Raw genomic sequence first — 21,607 nt, 5'->3', positions numbered from 1 at the left:
GCGCCATGTCCGCGCGACCGTCGTGACCGGGGTGTGCGACGCGCGCGCAGACACCGCCACCGACGCATGGACAACCTGCCTGTAATCGGCCATTGACACAGTTGTCACAAACCGCCTAGGGTCCTCAGCAATCGATTTCGCGGGTCTGTCGTCCAACCCCCGGAGGACGCGATGGGCATCGATCTCACCCCGACGAACCCCGAGACCGCGGCGTGCTGTGGCGGCGGCGGATCATGCGAGCCGGACGGCCTGAGCCGGCGCTCGTTCATCGCGCTGTCGGCCCTCGGAGCCGCCGGCGCCGGCGCCGCCCTCGGGCTCTGGCCGACCAGCGCCGACGCCACCGTCAACACCCGCGCCGTTCCGGCCACCAGCCACTTCGACCGGCGCTGGCTGGACGGCCTGGCCGCGCGCGGCACGGCGACCGAGTACACCGGCAGGGCCCTGCGCCGAGTCGGTATGCCGGTCGGCGGCGCGTGCACCGGACAGGTGTACCTCTCCGGCGACGGCCGCACCTGGCTCTGGGACGTCTTCAACGCCGACAGCTTCCGCTGGGGCGGCGACGACTGGCAGGGCCTGCACTACGCCGGCCCGGTCGACTTCGACCCGGTCTTCACCACCGGCTTCGCGCTGCGCTGGAGCGACGGCGGCGCGGCCACGACCCGGACCCTCGACGGCGACGGGTTCGGCGACGTCAGGTTCCGCGGCCGCTACCCGATCGGGCACGTGGAACTGCGTGACGACGGCTGCCCGCTCGAGGTGGACCTCGACGCGTTCTCGCCGTTCGTGCCGACCAACGTCGCGGACTCGTCGCTGCCGGCCACGGTGTTCGAGTACACGCTGCGCAACCGGTCCGATCGCACCGTCTCCGCGCAGCTGCTCGGCGTCGCGGAGAACCCGGTCTGCCTCGACAGCCGGCACACCCAGCCGATCCTGCTGACGACCGGCCCGCTCGACGAAGCCCGAGCGGCCGGCTTCGTCCACTCCGCTGCGACCTACGACGGCCCTCAGCCGGAGCGCCCGGACATCGTCTTCGAGGACTGGGAGCGCGAGACCTACGCGCCGTGGACCGCCACCGGCACCGCGTTCGGCCCCGGCCCGGTCGCCGTCGACGAGCTGCCCGGCTACATGCTGCGCGGCGGCGGCCTCGGCGTCAGCGGGAGGCGCTTCGTCAGCACGCACCACTTCCGCGACGGCGACGACATCGTCGAGGCCGACACCCACACCGGACGGCTGACCAGCCCGCCGTTCACCGTCGAGCGGTCCAGCATCGTCGTCCGGGTCGGCGGCGGCGACCACGCGGGCGCCACCTGCCTGAACGTCCTCGTCGACGGTGCGGTGGTCGCCTCCGCCGACGGCGCGAACGAGGAGCTGCTGCGCACCTACTGGTTGGACGTCTCCGCCCACCAGGGCCGCGCCGCCACCATCGAGATCCTCGACACCGCCACCGGCGGCTGGGGCCACGTCAACGTCGACCGCATCCTGTTCACCGACCGGCCCGCGCCGCGCCCGGACGTCGTCCTCGAGGACTGGGAGCGCACGACGTACGCGCCATGGACCGCCACCGGCACCGCATTCGGGTCCGGCCCCGTCACCGAGGCCGAGGCGCCGGCGTACTTCCGCCGCGAGGGCCCGCTGAACGTCAACGGCCAGCGCTTCGTCACCTCGCACAACTGGCGCGACGGCGGCCCGCCCGCCGACGACCACAAGGGCACGCTGACCAGCGCGCCGTTCGCCATCGAGCGCCGGTACCTTGCGGCGTACATCGCCGGCGGCAATCGGGTCGACGCCGGCCTGAAGGTCGTCGTCGACGGCGAGGTGGTCGCCCGGCTGACCGGCCACAACTCCGAGGTGATGCGGGCGAAGGCCATCGACGTCAGCGCCTACGAGGGCCGCACCGCGGTCATCGAGCTGCACGACGAGGGCGTCGGGGGCTGGGCGCACGTCAACTGCGACCGCATCTGGCTCTCCGACGTGCCGATCAACGAGCGGCCGCTCGACGAGCTGCCCGACGCCGGCACGTTCGGCCTGGCCGTCTTCGGCCGTCCCGACGCCACCGTGCGGCCGTCCATCGCCGACTGGTCCGGCCCCGACGCGTGGTTCGACTCCGCCGACGGGCCGCTGCAGATCGACGGCGGCAGCGGCACGCTCGCCGGCACCGTCACCGTCCCCGTGACCCTCGCGCCGGGGGAGGAGCAGACCGTACGGTACGCCCTGACCTGGCACTTCCCGAAGATCGGCACCCGGTTCGGCTACATCGCCGGGGCCGCGGCGCTGCGCCGGCACTACGCCGAGACGTACGCCGACGCCGCCGCCGTGGTCACCGACCTGGCCGAACGCGGCGACGACCTCGCATCCGCCACCCACACGTTCGCGACCACCTGGTACGACGACGCCACGCTGCCGGTCTGGTTCCTCGAGCGCACCTTGATCCCCGCCTCGACCGTTGCCACCGGCACCTGCCTGCGCTTCCACAATGGCCGGTTCTACGCGTGGGAAGGCATCTACTGCTGCGACGGCACGTGCACGCACGTGTGGAACTACGCGCAGTCGGTCGGCCGGCTCTTCCCCGAGCTGGAGCGCGACGCCCGCGAGCGGGTCGACTACGGCATCGCCTTCCACGAGGACACCGGCGCCATGGACTACCGCGGTGAGGCGCACCGGCGGGTCGCTCACGACGGCCAGTGCGGCACGATCCTGCGCACCTACCGCGAACACCAGATGTCCGCCGACGGCGCCTTCCTCGGCCGCATCTGGCCGCAGGTCAAGAAGGCCACCGAGTACCTGATCGACCACGACGGCAGCGGCGACGGCGGCAGCCCGGACGGCGTCCTCGAGGCCGAGCAGTACAACACCCTCGACGCCTCCTGGTACGGCGAGATCCCGTGGATCACCGGGCTGTACGTCGCCGCGCTGCGCGCCGCCGCCGAGATGGCCGTCGACGTCGGCGACTCCGCGTTCGCCGACCGCTGCCGCTCGCTCGCCGACGCCGGCAGCGCCCACCTGGACGGCACGCTGTGGAACGACACGTACGGCTACTACGAGCACGTCGTCGACCCCGCCCACGCCGACGCCACCAACTCCAACCGCGGCTGCCACATCGACCAGCTGTTCGGGCAGACCTACGCCCACCAGCTCGGCCTCCCGCGGGTGTTCGAGCGGCAGCACACGCTGACGGCGCTGACCAACCTCGTGCGCAACAACCACCTGCCGGACGCGCAGGCCTACCAGGACGAGTCCGGCATCGTCGGCGGCCGCACCTATAGCACCGAGGGCGAGGCCGGCACCGTCATGTGCACCTGGCCGTTCGGCGGCGCCGACAGCGCGCCGGGCGACGGCGATCCCGGTCTGGTCGCCTACTTCAACGAGGTCTGGACCGGCCAGGAGTACCAGCTCGCCGCGCTGCTGCTGGCCGAGGGGATGGCCGACGAGGCACTGGCGGTCATCCGGGCGGTGCACGACCGCTACAGCGCCGAGAAGCGCAACCCGTACAACGAGATCGAGTGCTCCGACCACTACGCCCGCGCCATGATGAGTCACGCGGTCTACCTGGCCGCCACCGGCTACGAGTACCACGGCCCGCGCGGCCACCTGGGCTTCGCGCCGCGGCTCGGCGACCCGTCCGACGTCGCCGCCGCGTTCACCGTCGCCGAGGGCTGGGGCCTGTACCGGCAGCGGCGCACCGGTGACCGGCAGCGCAGCGAGGTCGAGCTGCGCTACGGCCGGCTGCGGGTGCGGACGTTCGCGACCGCGGTGCCGGAGCGGCCGGGCCGGCGGCAGGTCGTGGCCGAGCTGGTGACCGACCGGCGGCGGCGCCGGCTCGACGTCGCCGGCGTCAGCGCCGACGGCGGGCGGGTCCTGGTCACGCTGGCCGGCGACGTCGAGCTGACCACGGCGGACACGCTGGTGGTGACGGTCGCATGAGCGTCCGCTTCGTCGCGCTGAGCGGATTCCTGGGTGCGGGCAAGACGACGACGCTCGGGGCGCTGGCCCGCGCTTTGCAGGCGCGCGGACACCGGGTCGCCGTCGTCACCAACGACCAGGGCGAGCAGCTGGTAGACACCAGCGTCGCCGCGCTCACCAGCGATGACGTCGCGGAGGTGACGGGTGGCTGCTTCTGCTGCCGGTTCGAGGACCTGGAGTCGGTGGTGACCGCGGCGATCGAGCGTGGCGCCGACACCGTCCTGGCCGAGGCGGTGGGCAGCTGCACGGACCTGCAGGCGACGGTGATCCGGCCGCTGCGCCGGCGCTACGGCGCCGGCCTCACGGTGGCGCCGCTGGTGGCCGTCGTCGACCCGCTCCGGCACGCCGGCCTCGGCCGTTCGCTGGGGCTGAGCGACGAGCGGTCCGACCTCGCCTACCTCTACGACCGGCAGCTCGCCGACGCCGAGGTCGTCGCGCTCAACAAGATCGATGCGATCCCCCGGCTCGACGTCGATCAGGTCGCCGCTGGCTTGCGGCGACGGTGCCCGCACGCGCTGGTGCTCGAGTGCTCGGCGGCGACGGGCGAGGGCCTGGCCGCGCTCGTGGACGTCCTGACCGGCGACGGCGGCGGCGCCCGGCCGTGCGACCTCGAGATCGACTACGACCGCTACGCCGCCGCCGAGGCCCAGCTGGCCTGGCTGAACCACGCGCTGCGGTTGGAGCCGGCGGGTGCGGCGCCCGTCGCGCCCGCGCGCTGGGGCGAGGCGGCACTGGCTCACCTCGGCGCCGCGGCCGCGCGGTACGGCTGGACGATCGGGCACGCGAAGGTGGCGATCGACACCGGCGGCCGGCTCACCAAGCTCAGCCTGGTCGACCCGGCGCGTCGGCCGGTCGCCGACCTCGACGCCAGCCCGCACGCTGCCCGTCCCGCCGGGAGCCCGATGACCGCCGTGCTCAACGCCCGCATCGCGTGCCGCCCGCACGAGCTGGACGCGGCGGTCGAGGCCGCCGTGACCGCCGCCGACGTCGCCACGGGCACGGTGTCGACCGCGGCCACCGGGCCGCCCGCGTCGTTCGCGCCGTCCTACCCGACTCCGACCCACCGCCTCCCGGCGGCCGACCGAGCGTAACCACCCCCGCGAGTACTGCCGGGCCCCGCCGCACCGAGAGGAGAAATCGATTGCTCGCACCGTTGCTCCAGATGCGCGGCATCGTGAAGCACTTCGGTGGCGTCCACGCGCTGCGCGGGGTCGACCTGACGGTCGGCGCCGGTGAGGTGCATGCGCTGCTCGGCGAGAACGGCGCCGGCAAGTCGACGCTGATGAACGTCTTGTCCGGGGTCGTCCGGCCGGACGCGGGCGCGATCGAGATCGATGGCGAGCCGGTCGCATTCGCGACGCCGGCCGACGCGCAGGCCGCAGGCGTCGCGATGATCCACCAGGAGCTCGACCTGGTGCCGCAGGCGACGGTCACCGAGAACCTCTTCCTCGGGCGCGAGCCGCGCACCCGGTTCCGCACCCTCGACCGCGCGGCGATGCGCGGGCACGCCCGCGAGCTGCTCGACGACATCGGCATCGATCTGTCGCCGGCGCGCACGCTGAGCTCTCTGCGGGTCGGCGAGCAGCAGATGGTCGCGATCGCCAAGGCGCTGAGCCTCGAGGCGCGGATCCTCGTCATGGACGAGCCGACGTCGGCGCTGTCGGACTCCGAGGTGGAGCGGCTGTTCGCGATCATCCCGCGGCTGCGGCGCCGCGGCGTCGGCGTCGTCTTCATCTCCCATCGCATGGACGAGATCGCCGTCATCGCCGACCGCGGCACCGTCATGCGCGACGGCCGCAACGCCGGCACGTTCGTCGTCGCCGAGACCGCACCGGCCGAGGTGATCCGCATGATGGTCGGCCAGCCGATCGAGCAGCTCTTCCCCGACCGCGAGCCGCCGCGCGAGGCCGTCCGGCTCGGCGTCCGCGGGCTCACCGTCGCCGAGCACCCGGGCGGCGGGCGCACCGAGCCGCGCGACGTCGACCTCGAGGTGCGCGCCGGCGAGGTGGTCGGCCTCGCCGGGCTACTCGGCGCCGGCCGGACCGAGCTGCTGGACGCGCTGTTCGGCCTCGCCGGGCACCGGCTCGCCGGGACCGTCGAGCTGGACGGCGCGCCGGTGCGGCTGGCCAGCCCGCGCGACGCCATCGCCGCGGGCATCGGCTACGTGCCCGAGGACCGGCGGGTGAGCGGGCTGGTGATGATGGAGTCGGTCGCCGCGAACATCGTGCTCTCGGCGCTGCCGACGCTGGCCCGGGCCGGCTGGCGGCGCGCGTCGCGGGAGCGGTCGGCCGTCGCGGCGTCGATCCGCGACCTGCACATCAAGACCGCGAGCGCCGAGTCCGCCGTCGGCACGCTGTCCGGCGGCAACCAGCAGAAGGTCGTGTTCGCCCGGCACCTGCTGCGCGAGCCGCGGCTGCTGCTGCTCGACGACCCAACCCGCGGCGTCGACATCGGCGCCAAGTCCGAGATCTACCGGCTGCTCGCCGGCCTGGCGGCGGGCGGCATGGCCGTGCTCGTCGCGTCGTCGGAGCTGCCGGAGCTGCTGGGCATCTGCGACCGCGTCGCCGTCCTGCGCGGCGGCCGCATCGTCACCGTGCTCGACGGCCGGACCGCCACGCAGGAGGCGATCCTCGCCGCGGCGAGCCTCGAACAGCACACCACCGTGGAGGCCGGATGAGCGTCGACACCACCGAACCGACGGCCGAGGCCGCGACCAAGCGGCGCCGGTTCGTCATCCCGGAGCGGTTCTTCACGCTGCAGAGCTACGTGGCGCTGATCCTGGTCTTCCTTGCCGCGATCGTGTTCTCACCACGACGCGGCGGCGAGATCGTCTTCCTGAACTCGGAGAACCTGCTCAACATCGTCCGGGCGGTCTCCGAGATCGGGATCCTGGCCATCGGGATGACGTTCGTCATCCTCATCGCGGGCATCGACCTGTCGGTGGGCGCGATCCTCGGCCTCGCCGCGACCGGCACGGCGAGCCTGCTCATGGTGCACGACTTCGGCGTCGCCATGACGATCCTCATCATCCTGACGATCGGGCTGGCCTTCGGCGCCACTCAGGGCTATCTGTCCGCGCGGCTGGGCATCCAGGCGTTCATCGTGACCCTGGCCGGGCTGCAGGTGGCCCGCGGCCTGGCCCGCATCTGGTCCGGCGGGCAGGGGATCGCGCTGGCCTACGGCGACGGCGCCGACGTCGCACCTCGGGCGTTCTCGCTGCTCAACTCGCGGACGTTCAACGGGACGGTGCCGATCCCGGCGCTCATCTTCGCCGGCGTCGGCGTCATCGCGCTGATCGTCGTTCGCAAGTCGGTGTTCGCCCGGCATGTCTACGCGATCGGCGGCAACGAGCGGGCGGCCCGGCTGTCCGGCATCCCCGTCACGCGCGTGAAGGTGACGGTGTTCGCGATCTCCGGGCTGCTCGCCGCGCTCGCCGGGATCATCCACGCCGGCCAGCTCAACCAGGGCAGTCCCAACGACGGCATGGGCTACGAGCTGGACGCCATCGCGGCCGTGGTGATCGGCGGCACCAGCCTCATGGGCGGCGTCGGCACGGTGTCGGGCACGCTCGCCGGCGCCCTGCTGCTCGGCATCCTCAACAACATCCTCGCCCTCAACAACATCGACTCCAACGTCCAGCTCCTGATCAAGGGCGTGATCATCGTCGCCGCGGCCGGCATCCAGGCCTTCCGATCCCAGCAGAAGTGACTCCCACGAGAGGAACCCCCCATGTCCCGATCCACTCGTAGCCTGGCCGCGCTGTGCGGCACCGCGCTGCTGTTCACCGCCGCCTGCGGCACCGAGTCAGACGTGCCCGAGTCCGCCGGCGGCGACGCCTCGCCCGAGGAGGGCGCGGAGTGCGCCGGCGCCGACGGCGAGTACCTGATCGGCATGAGCCAGGCCAACGTCGCCGAGCCGTACCGCCAGCAGATGGACGACGACATCGAGGCCGCGGCCGCCGAGGTCGGCCAGTTCGAGGTCGTGTTCGCCGACGCCGCCCAGGACAACGCCAAGCAGGTCGCCGACGTCGAGAACTTCCTTACCCAGGGCATCGACCTGCTCATCATCAGCCCCAACGAGGCGGCGCCGCTGACCGCCGTCGTCGAGCGGGCCTACAACGAGGGCATCCCGGTCATCGTCCTGGACCGCAAGATCGAGGGTGACTCCTACACGCAGTTCATCGGCGCGGACAACACCGAGATCGGCCGGGCGGCCGGCGAGTACGTCGCCACTCAGCTGCTGCCCGACGGCGGCACCGTCGCCGAGCTGAAGGGGCTGCCCGGGTCGACGCCGGCGCAGGAACGGGCCGACGGCTTCCGCGAGGGCGTCGCCGCCAATCCGAACATCGAGATCATCGCCGAGGGCGTGGGCGACTGGCTGCGCGAGAAGGGGCAGAGCCAGTTCGAGGCGATCCTGCAGGCGCAGCAGTCCATCGACGTCGTCTACGCGCACAACGACCCGATGGCCGAGGGCGCCTACCTCGCCGCCCAGGCCGCCGGCCGCGAGTCCGAGATGGCCTTCATCGGCATCGACGCGCTGCCGATCCCGTCCGGCGGCATCAAGGCCGTCGAGGAGGGCCGGCTGTCGGCGACGTTCGTCTACCCGACCGGCGGCAAGGAGGCCATCGCCACCGCCGAGCAGATCCTCGTCGAGTGCGCCGACGTCGACAAGGAACAGATCCTCGAGACCGAGCTGATCACCCAGGAGAACGCCGCCGAGGTCTACGCCCGCAACGCCACCCAGTAGGGAGTGACATGAAGCTGGCACGACTGATCCTGATCACCGCCCTCGTCGCCGCTCCGGCCGCGGCCGCACCGGCCGCGGGCGCCGCGCCTGAGCCCGTCGGGAATCCCAACGGAGCCGTCGGCTGGGACGTCTTCCGGCAGCTGGACCGGCTGCCAGAGCTGCACACCGGCGTCGGCGCCGAGCAGTTCTCCAGCCACGACCGCGCCGGCGGCAACGACGACGGGTTCGTCGGCACCTACTCGTGCCTGCGCCAGGGCGAGCACGGCTGCGTGATCGCCGAGCACACGGGCGCCGGCGAGATCGACTCGATCTGGTTCACCCGCGACGGCGGCAACGTCTCGGCGAGCGGCAGCATCGTCGTCGAGCTGGACGGCGCGGTGGTGCTCGACGCCCCGCTCCAGGACGTCGTGGACGGCGAGCTCGGCCCGCCGTTCGTGTTCCCGCTGGTCGCGAACGCCGACCAGAGCTCCGGCGGCGTCACCATCAAGGTGCCCATGCCGTACCGCGAGTCGATGCGCGTCTCGACCACGAACAACCCGCTGTTCCACCACGTCACGCACCGCACGTTCGCCACCGCCGAGGGCGTGGAGACGTTCGACCCGGCGGCAGTGCCGGAGGACGTGCTGGCGACGCTCGAGGCCTACGGGACGGCGGACCCGAAGCCCGCGCGCCCGGACGCCCGGACGACGAAACGCGACTTCGAGCTGGCGGCGGGGGAGAGCGTCCGGCTGGGCCGCTTCAGCGGTTCCGGGCTGCTGACGGAGCTCGCGCTCCAGCTGCCGCAGGTGGTCGGGCCGGAGGAGGGCCCGAGCGTCACCGACGACGGCCGCGCCCACGTCGGGACCAGCACGTTCACCGTCGCCGTCGACCCGGACAACGACGGCGTGCGGCTCACCCGGCGGCTGGACACGTTCTCGGCCGACCAGCGTGCCACGGTCTCCGTCGACGGGGTCCAGGTGGCGGAGTGGCAGCCGCTGCCCGGCACCGGCGGGGAGTGGGCCGACCAGACGGTGGAGCTGCCGGCGTCGGCCACCGCGGGCAAGTCGGAGATCACGATCACGAACACGTTCGTCTCCGCCGGGATCGACTACAACGAGTTCCGCTACTGGGTGGACTCCGTCGTCGACGGCTCGCCGGTGCGGACCGACGAGGTGGACGTCGGCGCGTCGGCGGCCGCTCGGGAGAGCGAGGTCGCGCACGACTACGTCATCGTCGAGCAGCGGTGGCAGGGCGAGCGGACGTACACCTACCCGGCCGACCCCGGCCAGGAGCCCGTCGTCGCCGCGTCCGACGCCCTGCTGAGCGGCCTGCGGCTGCGGATCTCCTTCGACGGCGAGCAGACGGTGGACGCGCCGGTCGGCGAGTTCTTCGGCTCCGGGCTGGGCGAGAACGAGGTGCGGTCGCTGATGTACGCGATGGACACCGCGGACGACGGCTGGTACCGCGCGTGGTGGCCGATGCCGTACGGCCGGTCGGCGGAGGTGACGCTGGTCAACGAGTCCGACGTGGCGCTCGAGGCAGGGTCGTCGTCGATCACCTACGCCCGGGACCCGTCGGTCGCGCGTGGGCTGCGCGGCGGGTCGCCGTCGCTGGGCTACTTCCGGGCCGAGAGCCGCCGCGGCGACACCGAGTCCGGCCGCGACTGGGTCTTCCTCGACGTGGTCGGCCACGGCAAGTTCGTGGGCGTCAACCACACCATGGAGGGCCGCATCACCGGCGGCAACGTCCGCAACTACCTCGAGGGCGACGAGCGGGTGTACGTCGACGGCGCGCGGACGCCGCAGATCAACGGCACCGGCTCGGAGGACTTCTACGAGGGCGGCTGGTACTTCAACCGCAACGAGTTCTCCAACCCGATGAACGGCGCGCCGGAGATGGAGACGCGCGGGTTCGGCTGCGAGTACCAGTGCGACGCCGCGTACCGGCTGATGATCACCGACGCCGTGGAGTTCCGCACCGGGCTGCGGTTCGGCATCGAGCACGGCCCGACGGCGAACGAGCCGGCGGTCTACGGATCGACGGCGTTCTGGTACGGCCACCGCGACGAGGCCGCGCTGCGGGTCACCGACGCCGTGCCCGCCGGTGCGGGCGGCCGGATGCTGACCTCCACCTTCGAGGGCGACGACGATGTGGTCCCGGTGACGGCGACGGTGTCGGACGCTTCTGCCGCTGTGTCGTACGAGGTGGACGTCGACCCGCGCAACGGCGGCGTCCGGCTGCGGCGGCTGTCCGACCAGGCCGAGGCCGGTCAGGCGGTGACGGTGTCGGTCGACGGCGTCGCCGCGGGCGTGTGGCGGCAGCCGTTGCGGAACACGCACTCGCGCTGGCTGCACGACGAGTTCGAGCTGCCGCCGGCACTGACGGCCGGGAAGTCGTCACTGACGGTGACACTGTCGCCGATCGAGGGCGCACCTGCGTGGACCGCCGCGTCCTACGAGATCCTGTCGCACGTCCGCCCGTTCGCGGACCGGTCGGCGCCGTCGCCGGTGTCGGGGGTGGTCGCGGAGGGCACAGAGGCGAACGCCGTCTCCGTCCGCTGGGACCCCGCGACCGACGACGTGGCGGTGGCCCGCTACGAGGTACACGCGTCGCGGGAGCCGGGCTTCACGCCGTCGCAGTCGACCCTGGTGGGCACGGTGACGTCCCCGGGCTTCGTCCATGCTGGACTGGGGCTGGGGGAGACCTGGCACTACCGCGTGCGCGCCGTCGACTCGTCCGGCAACGCCGGTCCTTACTCGGACGCGGTGAGCGGCACGAGCGGCCGCACGCTGAGTGTCGAGGCCGAGTCGCTGCTGCCCGCGGTCTCGGCCACCGCGCCGATCGAGCCCCAGGGCAACTGCTGCGGGGTGTCGTGGTCGGGCGGAGCGCAGCTGTGGTTCCGGGCCTCGTCGGCGTCGGACGCGGCGACGTTGCGCTTCGACGTGCCGACGACCGGCCGGTACGAGCTCTCGGCGGTGCTCACCCAGGCGATCGACTACGGCATCGTCCAGTTGTCGATCGACGGCGCGCCGATCGGGCCCGCGTTCGACGGCTTCAACAACGCCGTCCGGATCGCCGACCCGGTGCCGCTCGGGTCGCTCGAGCTGTCGGCTGGAGCACATTCGCTGACGCTCACTCTGACCGGGCGCAACGCCGCGGCCACCGGGTTCCTGGTGGGGCTGGACCGGCTGCTGCTGCGGCTGGCGTGATCATGGATGGCGGCCGGGCCGCCGGTTTGGTTCGGACGCGGCCCGACCGCTATCCTTACCGGGCGGTCGCGTGGGGAAACCCGTGCGATCCAGTGGGGTATGGTGTAATTGGCAGCACGACTGATTCTGGTTCAGTTAGTCTAGGTTCGAGTCCTGGTACCCCAGCGCCCGGCACGGCCCAGGCGACGATCTCCAGCCGGTTTGGAGTCGGAGCGAGGCTCGGGTACAGTTTCACCTCGCGACCACGGTCGCAACGGCCCCGTTGTGTAGCGGCCTAGCACGCCGCCCTCTCAAGGCGGTAGCGCGGGTTCGAATCCCGTCGGGGCTACGCTCATGAAACGGCCCCTCACCTGCTAGAACCTAGGTGAGGGGCCGTTATCGTCTGTCGGCCGTCAACGGCTGTAGGCGGCTCTCTACGGCTGTTCTTGGGGAATACGTGGCCAAGTTTCTGAGCGGTCTCCGGCCGGCTCAGCGCTTCCTCGATCCGTAGGCGGTGGCGGTCGGCGTCGCCGTCGATGCACTCGCGCGCGGATCGAGCGGTCGTCGTCGTGGGGCGAGCTGCTGGCCGCCGGCTTCTTCGTGGTCGCCGCGTTGTGCGCGTACGGCGCGGCGTCCGGCGGGCCCGGCTGGCTGCATCTCGTCGTGTTGCTGTCGTGCTGCAATGGTCTCAAGCTCGGCTTGGCCGCCCTCCTCACGATCGTGCGGAGTCTCCTCCGAGGGCCTGCTGATCGCGGTTGCGCACCTGTGCTCGGTGACGGTGTCGATGCGTCGCCCTGTCGCCCTCGGCCCAGGGGATCGACGACCTGGCGCCACGTCCCCGCGTCGAGCTGTACGACCTGGAAGCGGATCCGCACGAGACGCACAACCTTGCCGGTGCCGAATCGCTGGCCGAGATCGAGAAGGATCTCGCCGAGCGGCTCTCGAGCCGGCAGCACGCCACGCAGGATCCGCTGCTCCATGGCGTGATTCCGGCCGCCCGGCGCACGGGAACGAATCGAGGCCCGCACCCGAACCGCACCGAGCTGATCGAGCCACAGTTCATCCAGCGCAGCTGACGGCGCGGCCTGGGCTCGGACCCTTCGGTCAGGTCCCTCGACGTGTCCAGTCCCCGGCGCCAGGTGGCCCATCGAGCACCGTGGGAACGTACTCGAGCAACTGGATCCGGCCGTCGAACGTGCGGCTTTCGACCAGGAAGCGCGATGTCGGGACACCCGTTCGTTGCGCCAGTAGGTGCGGGTCGGGTCGATGGTGTGGGTGGCCAGGATTTCGCCGGTGGATCGCTCGACGACGGTGACCTGGTGGTCGGTGATCAGGATGGTCTAGATGGATCCAGCCCAGCCGTCCATCGGCAGGTCGGGCCCCCGCAGGCGTAAGTCCTCAGGCCAATTGGTTGACAGCCGGGCACGACAGGTCTAATCTTCGCTATTACGTATTAGCACTACAGCAGCTTCGAATCGCACATGGCTATTACGAAAAAGCAGGGGGCAACCGTGGCAGTCCGACACCGCCGTCAGGCGCCGACGCAGGCTGACATCGCCAGAGCGGCCGGCGTGTCCCAAGGAGCGGTCTCGGCGGTCATCGGCGGACGGTCGGCGGAGCAGCGCATACCGCGTGAGACCGCTCAGCGGATCATGGATGCCGCCCGGGAGCTTGGTTATGTCGCCAACACAGCAGCGCGCAGTTTGAAGGGGAAGCGCAATCGGCTCCTCGGCGTGCACACCTTCGAGTCGGTCTTTCCCATCAGCCAGCGCGACTTCTATCACGAGTTCCTGATCGGAATCGAAGAGCAGGCCGTTGCCGTGGGCTACGACCTGGTCCTGTTCACCTCAACCGAGGACCCCACCGGCCAGCGTCGGGTCTATCGCGACGGCGCAAACCGCCTGAACGTGGCCGACGGCAGTGTGCTTCTCGGTATCGGGAGCAACAACTCCGACTTGGCTCGCCTCGCCGCAGACGGTTATCCGTTCGTCCACGTGGGACGTCGTGATGTTCCCGACACGGAGATCGCGTGGGTGGGTGCCGACTACTCGTCGGCGACCGCCGAGTTGGTCGGAAGGCTGACCACACTGGGTCATCGCCAGGTCAGCTACGTCGGCTATGCCGAGCGGTACGAGGCGTCCCGGGACAGAGAGGCCGGCTATCGATCCGGGTGCGCGAGCAATGGAATCACTCCGGGCGTCGCATACCTCGAACAGGACGATGTCACCGCGCAGTGGCTGGACCGGAGTCTCGCCACCGGCGTGACGGCATTTCTCGTCGAGAGGCAGGAGGTCGCGATGCGCATCGCCGAATACTCGGCTGCACGCGGCTTGTCGATCCCGGACGACCTGTCCATAGCGCTCATCGGCGCCTCCGGCGGCTCCTCTGCGTCACGGCGCTGGAGCACGTTGGGGATACCGCGCAACCAGATGGGACGCGAGGCGGTACGTCTACTCGTCGACATGCTCACCGCGCCGGACGTGCCGCGAGAGTTCCAGATCCTTCTGCCCTGCACGGCTCCAGACGACTCGACGATCGCGGCGGCGCCACCCAGGCGCTGAGCTCGTCGTCGCACGACTGAACAGTCCCTCCACTCCATCACCGGCGGTTGCCTGTGGGCATCGTCGACGGTCACGGAAGGAAGAGACTCATGCGCACAATGTCTTGCCAGCCTTGGCTGGCAGCACTCACGGCAGCATCGGTCCTGGTGCTGGCCGGGTGCGGCACCGGTGGCGGCAGTGCCGACACCGGCGCCGGCACCCACGACGCAGAATCCAATGACGGCGGATCCCTGACGGTCTGGTTCCCCGGCAACAACCCTGACGAGATCGAACTCGTCACCGACAAGCTCGTACCGCGATTCGAGTCCATGCACGACGCCGACGTCGAGGTCACGTTCGTCCCGTGGGAGGACGTCTCCACCAGACTCAACACGGGCTTCGCCGGCGGCACAGCGCCAGACGTGTTCGGTCACGGCCCGGCGGCCGCCGCGGGGCTCGTGGAGGCGGATCGACTCGAACCGCTCGACGAATTCGTCGAGACGATGGACCCCGCGGACCTCGACGACCTCGCGTCCTTCCTCGTCGGCGGACAGGTCGACGGCACGCAGTACATGATCCCGCTCGGGGGAGAGGGCCGTCTCATCGCCTACCGGAAGGATCTGTTCGCCGCGGCGGGGCTCGATCCGGACGGTCCGCCGGCCAGCTGGACCGACGCCTACGACGCCGCGGTCCAACTCACCGACGACGACACCGCCGGGCTCATCCTGCAGACCGGGAGCATCCAGCGCGTCCAGTCCTTCATGGGCCTACTCGGCTCCGAAGGAGGTCAACTGCTCTCCGAGGACGGCACGGAGGTGGCGTGGACGTCGGACGCCGGCGTGCGCGCGCTGGAGTACTTCGTCGGTTTGCATCAGGGTGATTCGCCGGTATCTGACCTGCTCGGCGCGGACTTCGCCAACCAGCCGGCGGCCCAGAACCCACTCGCCACCGGAGCTGCCGCGATGGTGATGGTCACGTCGGGACAGGCCGTCCAGATCGCGCGCGCCCGTCCGGAGCTGGCCGAGCAGATCGCACTCATCGAGCCGATGAGTGGAGCCGCCGACGCTGTCATGTTCGGTGGGCCCGGCCCCGGCCTGTTCATGAGCAAGGACTCGGACAACAAGGAGCTGGCCTGGGCATTCATGGAGTTCATGCTCTCGGCGGAGGTCGCCGAGAGCTATGCCGAGGTCACCGGCCAGATCCCGGTCCGGGCCTCGGCGGTGGACGGCGACTACGTCGCATCCGAGCCGTTGATCGCGTCGTTCATCGAGGCGGGTTCCCAGTTCGTCGCTAGCCCGAACGTTCCCGCATGGGTGGAGGTGCGCAACCTCCTTGACAAGCATCTCGAGCGCGCGCTGCACGGTGAGGTCTCACCTCGACAGGCGCTCGACGACGCCGCCGCCGAGGCCGGACCACTGCTGGCCGGCGAGTAGAGGCATGACTACTGCGGTACGCCCGCCGGCACCCGCACCGCACCGGATCCCGCGCCGGTCGGGGCGCCCGCGCCGGAGAGGGCCAGCGTCGCAGCGGCGGCTGATGGGCATGCTCTTCGTCGCTCCGGCTGCCGGCTACATCGGCATCTTCCACCTGTTCCCGGTCCTCTACGGGCTATACCTCAGCCTCACCACCTACAGCCCGCTGGACCGGGGCGGTCCGGAACTCGTGGGCTTCGACAACTACGCCGGCCTGCTGAATGACGCGGACTTCCACGCGTCGGTCCGCGTCACCGTCCAGTTCGTCGCCGAGGTGCTGCCGTTCGCCGTGGCGTTCGCTCTTGGTCTGGCGTTGCTGGCCAACCGCAGCACCCGAGGGATCGGCCTGTTCCGGGCCGGGCTGTTCCTCCCGCGCATCGTTCCGCTGGCCGCGGTCAGCCTGGTGTGGCTGTGGCTCTACTCGCCGGACGGCTGGTTCAACCATGTGCTGGGGCAGGTGGGTCTGGAACCCCGGACCTGGCTGCTCGACGAGGGCAGCGCACTTCATGCGGTCGCCGGGATGCGGATCTGGAAGGCCCTGGGCGGCAACATGGTGCTCTTCCTCGCCGGTCTGCAGGCGATTCCACGGGCGCTCTACGAGGCCGCGACCATGGACGGCGCGAACGCGTGGCAGCGGTTCCGCTACGTCACGCTTCCTGGCCTGCGACCGGTGACCACCTACGTCGTCATTCTCAACATCGTCTATCTGGCGCAGTCGTTCGCGGAGATCTTCATCCTGACCGGTGGGGGACCGCTCCGCTCGACGACGACCACCAACTTCCTCATCTACGAGGAGGCCTTCCAGAACAACCGGTTCGGCACGGCCAGTGCGATGGCGTTCGTCTTGTTCGCGCTGATCTTCGTGTTCTCGTTCATGGTCCTGCGCCGGATGGGGAGGAACCCATGACGTCGGCAAGCATGGCCGGTAGTGGACGGATCCGCCTGCGGTGGGCGACCCGTCGGCGGCCGGGGACGTTCCTCGTGCTCTTGATCGCCACGGTGCTGGTCATGATGCCGTTCCTGTGGATGCTGTCGATCGCGTTCAAGCCGGAGGCCGAGGTCTTCACCGACGTTCCGCAGATCCTGCCGGCTGATCCGACCTTCGAGAACTTCGCCACCGCGTGGACATCCGGGAACGTCGGAAGGGCCATGATCAACTCGACGATCGTGGCCGGCGTCGCTGTGCTGGTCAACTGCACTTTCGCGGTGCTGGCCGGCTATGCCTTCGCCAAGCTGCCGTTTCGCGGGGGCACGCTCGTCTTCCTCCTGATGATCTCCACGGCGATGGTCCCGGTCGCGGTCACGCTCATCCCGTTGTTCCTCATGACGAAGGGATTTCCACTGGTCGGCGGGAACGACCTGCTCGGCCAGGGCGGAACGGGTCTACTGGACTCACTGGGCGCGGTGGTGCTGCCACACCTGATCGCCCCGCTCAACATCTTCCTCGCGCGGCAATACTTCCTGGGCCTGGACGACGATCTCGGCGAGGCCGCGCGTATCGACGGGGCGAACGAGCTCACCACGTTCTGGCGGATCTATGTCCCGCTGGCTCGTCCGCTCGTGGCCGTCGTGGCGATCTTCTCTTTCACCGCCGTGTGGGACGACTTCCTGTGGCCCCTCGTCGTCACCAGCTCCCTCGAGGCGGAGACGGTGCAACTCGCCCTGTCCAAGTTCTTGACCGGTGGAAATGTCATGTACGGCCCGGCCATGGCCGGCGCGGTGCTGGTGGTCTTGCCGGTCGTGGCTGTCTTCATCTTCAACCAGCGCAGTTTCATCGCCGGCCTCTCCGAAGGTGGCGTGAAGGGGTGATCCATGTCTGACCTGCGATGCGACGTGCTCGTCGTCGGCGGCGGGCTCGGCGGCGTAGCTGCGGCGTTGACCGCCGCTCAGCTCGGCGCCACGGTGGTGCTCACCGAGGAGACCGACTGGCTCGGTGGACAGCTGACCAGCCAAGCGGTACCGCCGGACGAGCATCCGTGGATCGAGTCTCGCTACTCCTCGCCGAGCTACCGGCGGCTACGCCGGAAGATCCGCGACTATTACCGGCGCAACTATCCGCTCCGGGAACCGGCCGCGGCCGACCTTCTGCTGAATCCCGGTCTGGGCTACGTCAGCCCACTGTGTCACGAGCCCCGCGTAGCCGTTGCGGCCATCGACGAGATGCTGGCGCCTTGGCGCGCGTTCGGGCGCCTCACGACCCTCATGCGGCATCGCCCGGCGGCGGTGAGCTGCGCCGGCGACCGGGTCGAAGCGGTCTCGTTCGATCGGCACGCCGACGGTGCCCGCGTGAACATCGCCGCTGACTACGTCGTCGATGCCACGGAGCTCGGTGACCTGCTGGAGCTCGCCGGTGTGGAGCACGTTATCGGAGCGGAGGGTCAGGACGAGACAGGCGAGCCACACGCCGCCCCGCACGCCGACCCACTCGATCAGCAGGCAATCTCGTGGTGCTTCCCCATCGAACATCGAGCGGGCGAGAACCACCTCACCGACAAGCCGGTCGGCTACGACGATTGGCATACGACGGTGGCGCCCTTCTGGCCGGGGCCGCAGCTGTCGTGGACCGACGTCGAACCCATCAGCCTGGCCCGGCGCGACCGCTTCATCTTCGACAGCGTCCGGGAGAACGGTGCGCGCGATCTGTGGCGCTACCGCCGCATTCTGGCGAGCCACTTGTTCGACCACCACGGCGGCGCCGATGGCGCCATGGCCGGTCCGGTGGATCCCGCCGAGATCGGCGAGTCCGACATCACCCTGGTCAACTGGCCTCAGATCGACTACTGGGAGCTCCCCCTGCTGGGTGTCGACGCTCAGACCCGGGAACGCGCCCTGGACCGTGCGCGTGACCTGTCGCTGTCCTTCCTGTACTGGATGCAGACCGAGGCGCCGCGTGTGGACGGCGGCCACGGATATCCCGGCCTGCGGTTGCGGCCCGACGTCGTCGACACCGCCGACGGCCTGGCGAAGATGCCGTACGTCCGGGAGGCGCGCCGGATCAAGGCCGAGTTCACAGTGGTGGAACAGCACGTCGGGGTCGACGCCAGAGGCGGCCTCGCCGGATCGGAGGTGTTCGACGACAGTGTCGGCATCGGGTCCTACCGCATCGACCTGCACCCCAGCACGGCCGGCCGGACCTATGTCGATGTCGACTGCTATCCCTTCCAGATCCCCCTGGGTGCCCTGTTGCCGGTCCGGGTGGAGAACCTCCTGCCGGCGGCGAAGAACGTCGGCACCACACACATCACCAACGGCTGTTACCGCCTCCATCCGGTCGAGTGGAGCATCGGCGAGGCCGTGGGGGCACTGGTCGCCGAATCCTTGACCAGGGGCGTCCCGCCGCGAGCCGTCCGTGCCGACCGCCGGCGGCTCGCGGACTTCCAACACCGTTTGACCGCCGGCCTGGGAGTCCCGCTGGCCTGGCCCAACGAGATCCGCACCACGTCGTGCGGCCGGCACCCGGCCCGACCCCAGCTGATCGACGCGACATCGACGTGAACGGAACCGAACCCGGACTCAAAGCTGTCCCGTCTCAGAGAGGAGCACGGCATGGAAGCCACATCCACCCCGAAGGGAACGCAGCGTCGTCACCTGTTTCGCGCCGGAGCCGCAAGCCTGGTCGGCATGGGAGCCGTCGCCGCCCTGGCGCCAACGGCCGACGCCGCGCGAGTGCGTCGATTGCAAGCGAAAGCCTTCGTCACCGTCGGTAACGACGGAACGGACGACTTTCCCACCGACGGCACGAACGACACCGCACAGATCCAGGCGGCGATCGATCACGTTGCCGGACAGGGCGGCGGGATCGTCTACATCCGGACTGGGATCTACAACATCACGTCCACGATCACCTTTCCCTTCGATCCGCACGTGCGCATCGTCGGTGAGGAGTTCGTGAAGTCCGCAAGCAACACCGTCGGCGGCACCGCGCTCGTCGCCGCCGCACCGCTGACCGACATGTTCTCCTCGGCCGCCGACCCGAATCCGGTAGCCAACGATGACCTCACGCACGGGGTCCAGTTCGAGCAGCTCACGCTCGACGGCGGCGGGCGGACGACGAACCTGCTCAAGCTCGGAAATGCCGACTGCGCTGTCGTGAATCTCTGCCGGATGCGGGGCGCCACGAACTCGATCACCACCGTATGGGACGCGGACCCGGACATCGATCCGACCGGGCCCACCATTCCAGGCGCGCTGTTCATCTCCAACAGCATCGTGTCGGCGAACTCCGGGATCGGCATCGACCTGCAGTATCAGACTCAGTGCTGGATATCGAACGTGTGGTTCAGCGGTGGTTCGGTGCAGACCTGGCTCAACATCAAGTCCAGCAACAAGATCAAGATCGTCAACTGTGAGTTCAACACCGCGGCCGTGGGCATCCACTTCCAGGACACGGACACGTATCCGACCCACAACATCACCGTCACCGGGTGCGTCTTCGCTCTGGGAGCCGGGAACAAGGCCTGGCAGGACTCACGAACGCACATCCGAAGCCGGCACATCGCCATCACCGGCTGCACCCTCGCCGGCGGCGAGACCTATGATCCGCTGGTCAACATCGGCAACGTGCTCAACAACGACAACACGCACCACTCGTACGGGACCGTCGCCGGCTCCGTGGTGTTCGATCGGGTCCGGGGTCAGCACATCGCGGCGACCCTGACCGATGACATCCAGGTGACGCTTCCGAAGGGTGGATATCGGGGCGACACGTTGACGCTTCAGCTCACGCAGGACGCGGCCGGCGGGCACCAGGCGACCTGGCCGGACAACCTCAAGGTGGCCGGCGGGAGCCTGGAGCTTTCCACCGGGTCGTACGCCGTCGACATCCTCACCTTGATCTGGGACGGCTGGTCCTGGCGCGAGACCTCCCGATCTCAGAGCGTCCGGTGAGCGGGCGGAGTCGGGAGGGATACGCATGGAACCCACCACCGCACCGACGCCGCCGACCCGCCGACATGTCCTCCGCGCCGGAGCCGCGGGTGTCGTCGGCGCGGCCGCCGCAGGAGCGGGCGGCCTGCCCGCACAGACCGCACATGCCGCACCCAACGGGCTCCAGTCGAGGATCTGGGTGACCGTCGGCCCTGAGTCCACCGACGACTTCCAGACCGACGGCACGAACGACACGGCACAGATCAACGCCGCCATCCAAGCCGTCGGCGACAGCGGAGGTGGGACGGTCTACCTACAGCCTGGCACGTATTACATCACCGGCACCATCGACAACAACAGAACCGGTGTGCTCGTCCGGGGCGACCTCGTCACCCACTACCCGAAGATCAGCTACTTGAAAGCCGCCGCGAACTTCTCTCCGTTCGCGCGCATCTCCGCCCACGCGGCAGCCGGGTTCGAGGAGCTCTACATCGATGGCGCGATCGATGGCGACACCTGGATCGACGACGGCCTCGTCATCGGCGACCCGAATCCGGGCCCGTCACCGTTGAAGGTCAAGAATCCGCGGGTGCGGAATCTTCGGATCGAGCATTTCTCGAACCGGGGAATCGGCGGGATCATCGACCCCAACGACTATCCGAGCGGATCGTTCGACGACGTGACCTTCGAAGACGTCCGTATAGGGCACTGCCATATCGGCGTGGAGAACACGTCGACTCTGACCTTGTTCCAGGGCGGCGTCATCGGTGCCTGCCACATCGGAGTCGCCGCGAGGAATGCGTCGGCCGCGACGTTCGTCGGAACGGTGTGGACCAGCCGCGGGCGGGAGGGTTGG

General features: G+C 70.0%; 12 protein-coding genes, 2 tRNA genes and 1 pseudogene. All 15 read left to right on the top strand.

Features of this window, described 5'->3' with window-relative positions:
- Window positions 1-171 precede the first annotated feature (171 nt).
- Window positions 172-3,921: a GH116 family glycosyl hydrolase gene (locus E1262_RS22605; protein ID WP_132105858.1), complete on the top strand. Its 3,750-nt coding sequence runs from the start codon at window positions 172-174 to the stop codon at window positions 3,919-3,921.
- Entirely contained in the window at window positions 3,918-5,051 is a 1,134-nt protein-coding gene (locus E1262_RS22600; RefSeq protein ID WP_132105857.1) for a GTP-binding protein, read from the top strand. Before E1262_RS22605 ends, E1262_RS22600 begins: the two co-directional genes overlap by 4 nt.
- A 71-nt stretch (window positions 5,052-5,122) precedes the next feature.
- Window positions 5,123-6,637 carry a sugar ABC transporter ATP-binding protein gene (locus E1262_RS22595; RefSeq protein WP_132105855.1) on the top strand — a complete coding sequence of 505 codons (1,515 nt, stop codon included), beginning with the start codon at window positions 5,123-5,125 and terminating at the stop codon, window positions 6,635-6,637.
- Window positions 6,634-7,668, top strand: coding sequence for an ABC transporter permease (locus tag E1262_RS22590; protein WP_132105853.1), 1,035 nt, complete (start codon window positions 6,634-6,636; stop codon window positions 7,666-7,668). The genes E1262_RS22595 and E1262_RS22590 overlap by 4 nt, the downstream gene beginning before the upstream one ends.
- 21 nt (window positions 7,669-7,689) lie before the next feature.
- Complete coding sequence (locus E1262_RS22585) at window positions 7,690-8,706, top strand: substrate-binding domain-containing protein (RefSeq protein WP_132105851.1); 1,017 nt, start codon at window positions 7,690-7,692, stop codon at window positions 8,704-8,706.
- An 8-nt stretch (window positions 8,707-8,714) separates the two neighbouring features.
- Window positions 8,715-11,894, top strand: a complete 3,180-nt coding sequence (locus E1262_RS22580) for a DUF2961 domain-containing protein (RefSeq protein WP_132105849.1) — start codon at window positions 8,715-8,717, stop codon at window positions 11,892-11,894.
- A 93-nt stretch (window positions 11,895-11,987) separates the two neighbouring features.
- Window positions 11,988-12,059, top strand: a tRNA-Gln gene (locus E1262_RS22575).
- 90 nt (window positions 12,060-12,149) lie between these two features.
- A tRNA-Glu gene (locus E1262_RS22570) sits at window positions 12,150-12,222 on the top strand.
- Window positions 12,223-13,384: 1,162 nt separating this feature from the next.
- Window positions 13,385-14,434, top strand: coding sequence for a LacI family DNA-binding transcriptional regulator (locus E1262_RS22560; protein ID WP_203454221.1), 1,050 nt, complete (start codon window positions 13,385-13,387; stop codon window positions 14,432-14,434).
- Window positions 14,435-14,523: 89 nt separating this feature from the next.
- Window positions 14,524-15,846, top strand: a complete 1,323-nt coding sequence (locus tag E1262_RS22555) for an ABC transporter substrate-binding protein (RefSeq protein ID WP_132105847.1) — start codon at window positions 14,524-14,526, stop codon at window positions 15,844-15,846.
- Window positions 15,847-15,955: 109 nt separating this feature from the next.
- Window positions 15,956-16,792: a carbohydrate ABC transporter permease gene (locus tag E1262_RS22550; RefSeq protein ID WP_162606035.1), complete on the top strand. Its 837-nt coding sequence runs from the start codon at window positions 15,956-15,958 to the stop codon at window positions 16,790-16,792.
- An 80-nt stretch (window positions 16,793-16,872) separates the two neighbouring features.
- Window positions 16,873-17,694, top strand: a complete 822-nt coding sequence (locus E1262_RS22545) for a carbohydrate ABC transporter permease (RefSeq protein WP_162606034.1) — start codon at window positions 16,873-16,875, stop codon at window positions 17,692-17,694.
- A 3-nt stretch (window positions 17,695-17,697) separates the two neighbouring features.
- A complete protein-coding gene (locus E1262_RS22540; RefSeq protein ID WP_132105841.1) occupies window positions 17,698-19,380 on the top strand; it encodes an FAD-dependent oxidoreductase in 1,683 nt (560 codons plus the stop codon).
- Window positions 19,381-19,431: 51 nt separating this feature from the next.
- Entirely contained in the window at window positions 19,432-20,772 is a 1,341-nt protein-coding gene (locus E1262_RS22535; protein WP_132105839.1) for a pectate lyase family protein, read from the top strand.
- 25 nt (window positions 20,773-20,797) lie between these two features.
- Window positions 20,798-21,607, top strand: a pseudogene (locus E1262_RS22530) (hypothetical protein); the annotation flags it as partial.

Origin of the sequence: Jiangella aurantiaca (genome assembly GCF_004349105.1) — a bacterium.
GTDB classification, from domain to species: Bacteria; Actinomycetota; Actinomycetes; order Jiangellales; family Jiangellaceae; genus Jiangella; species Jiangella aurantiaca.
The sequence above is the reverse complement of the archived record's forward strand: the minus strand, read 5'-3'. Positions and strand labels throughout refer to the sequence as shown.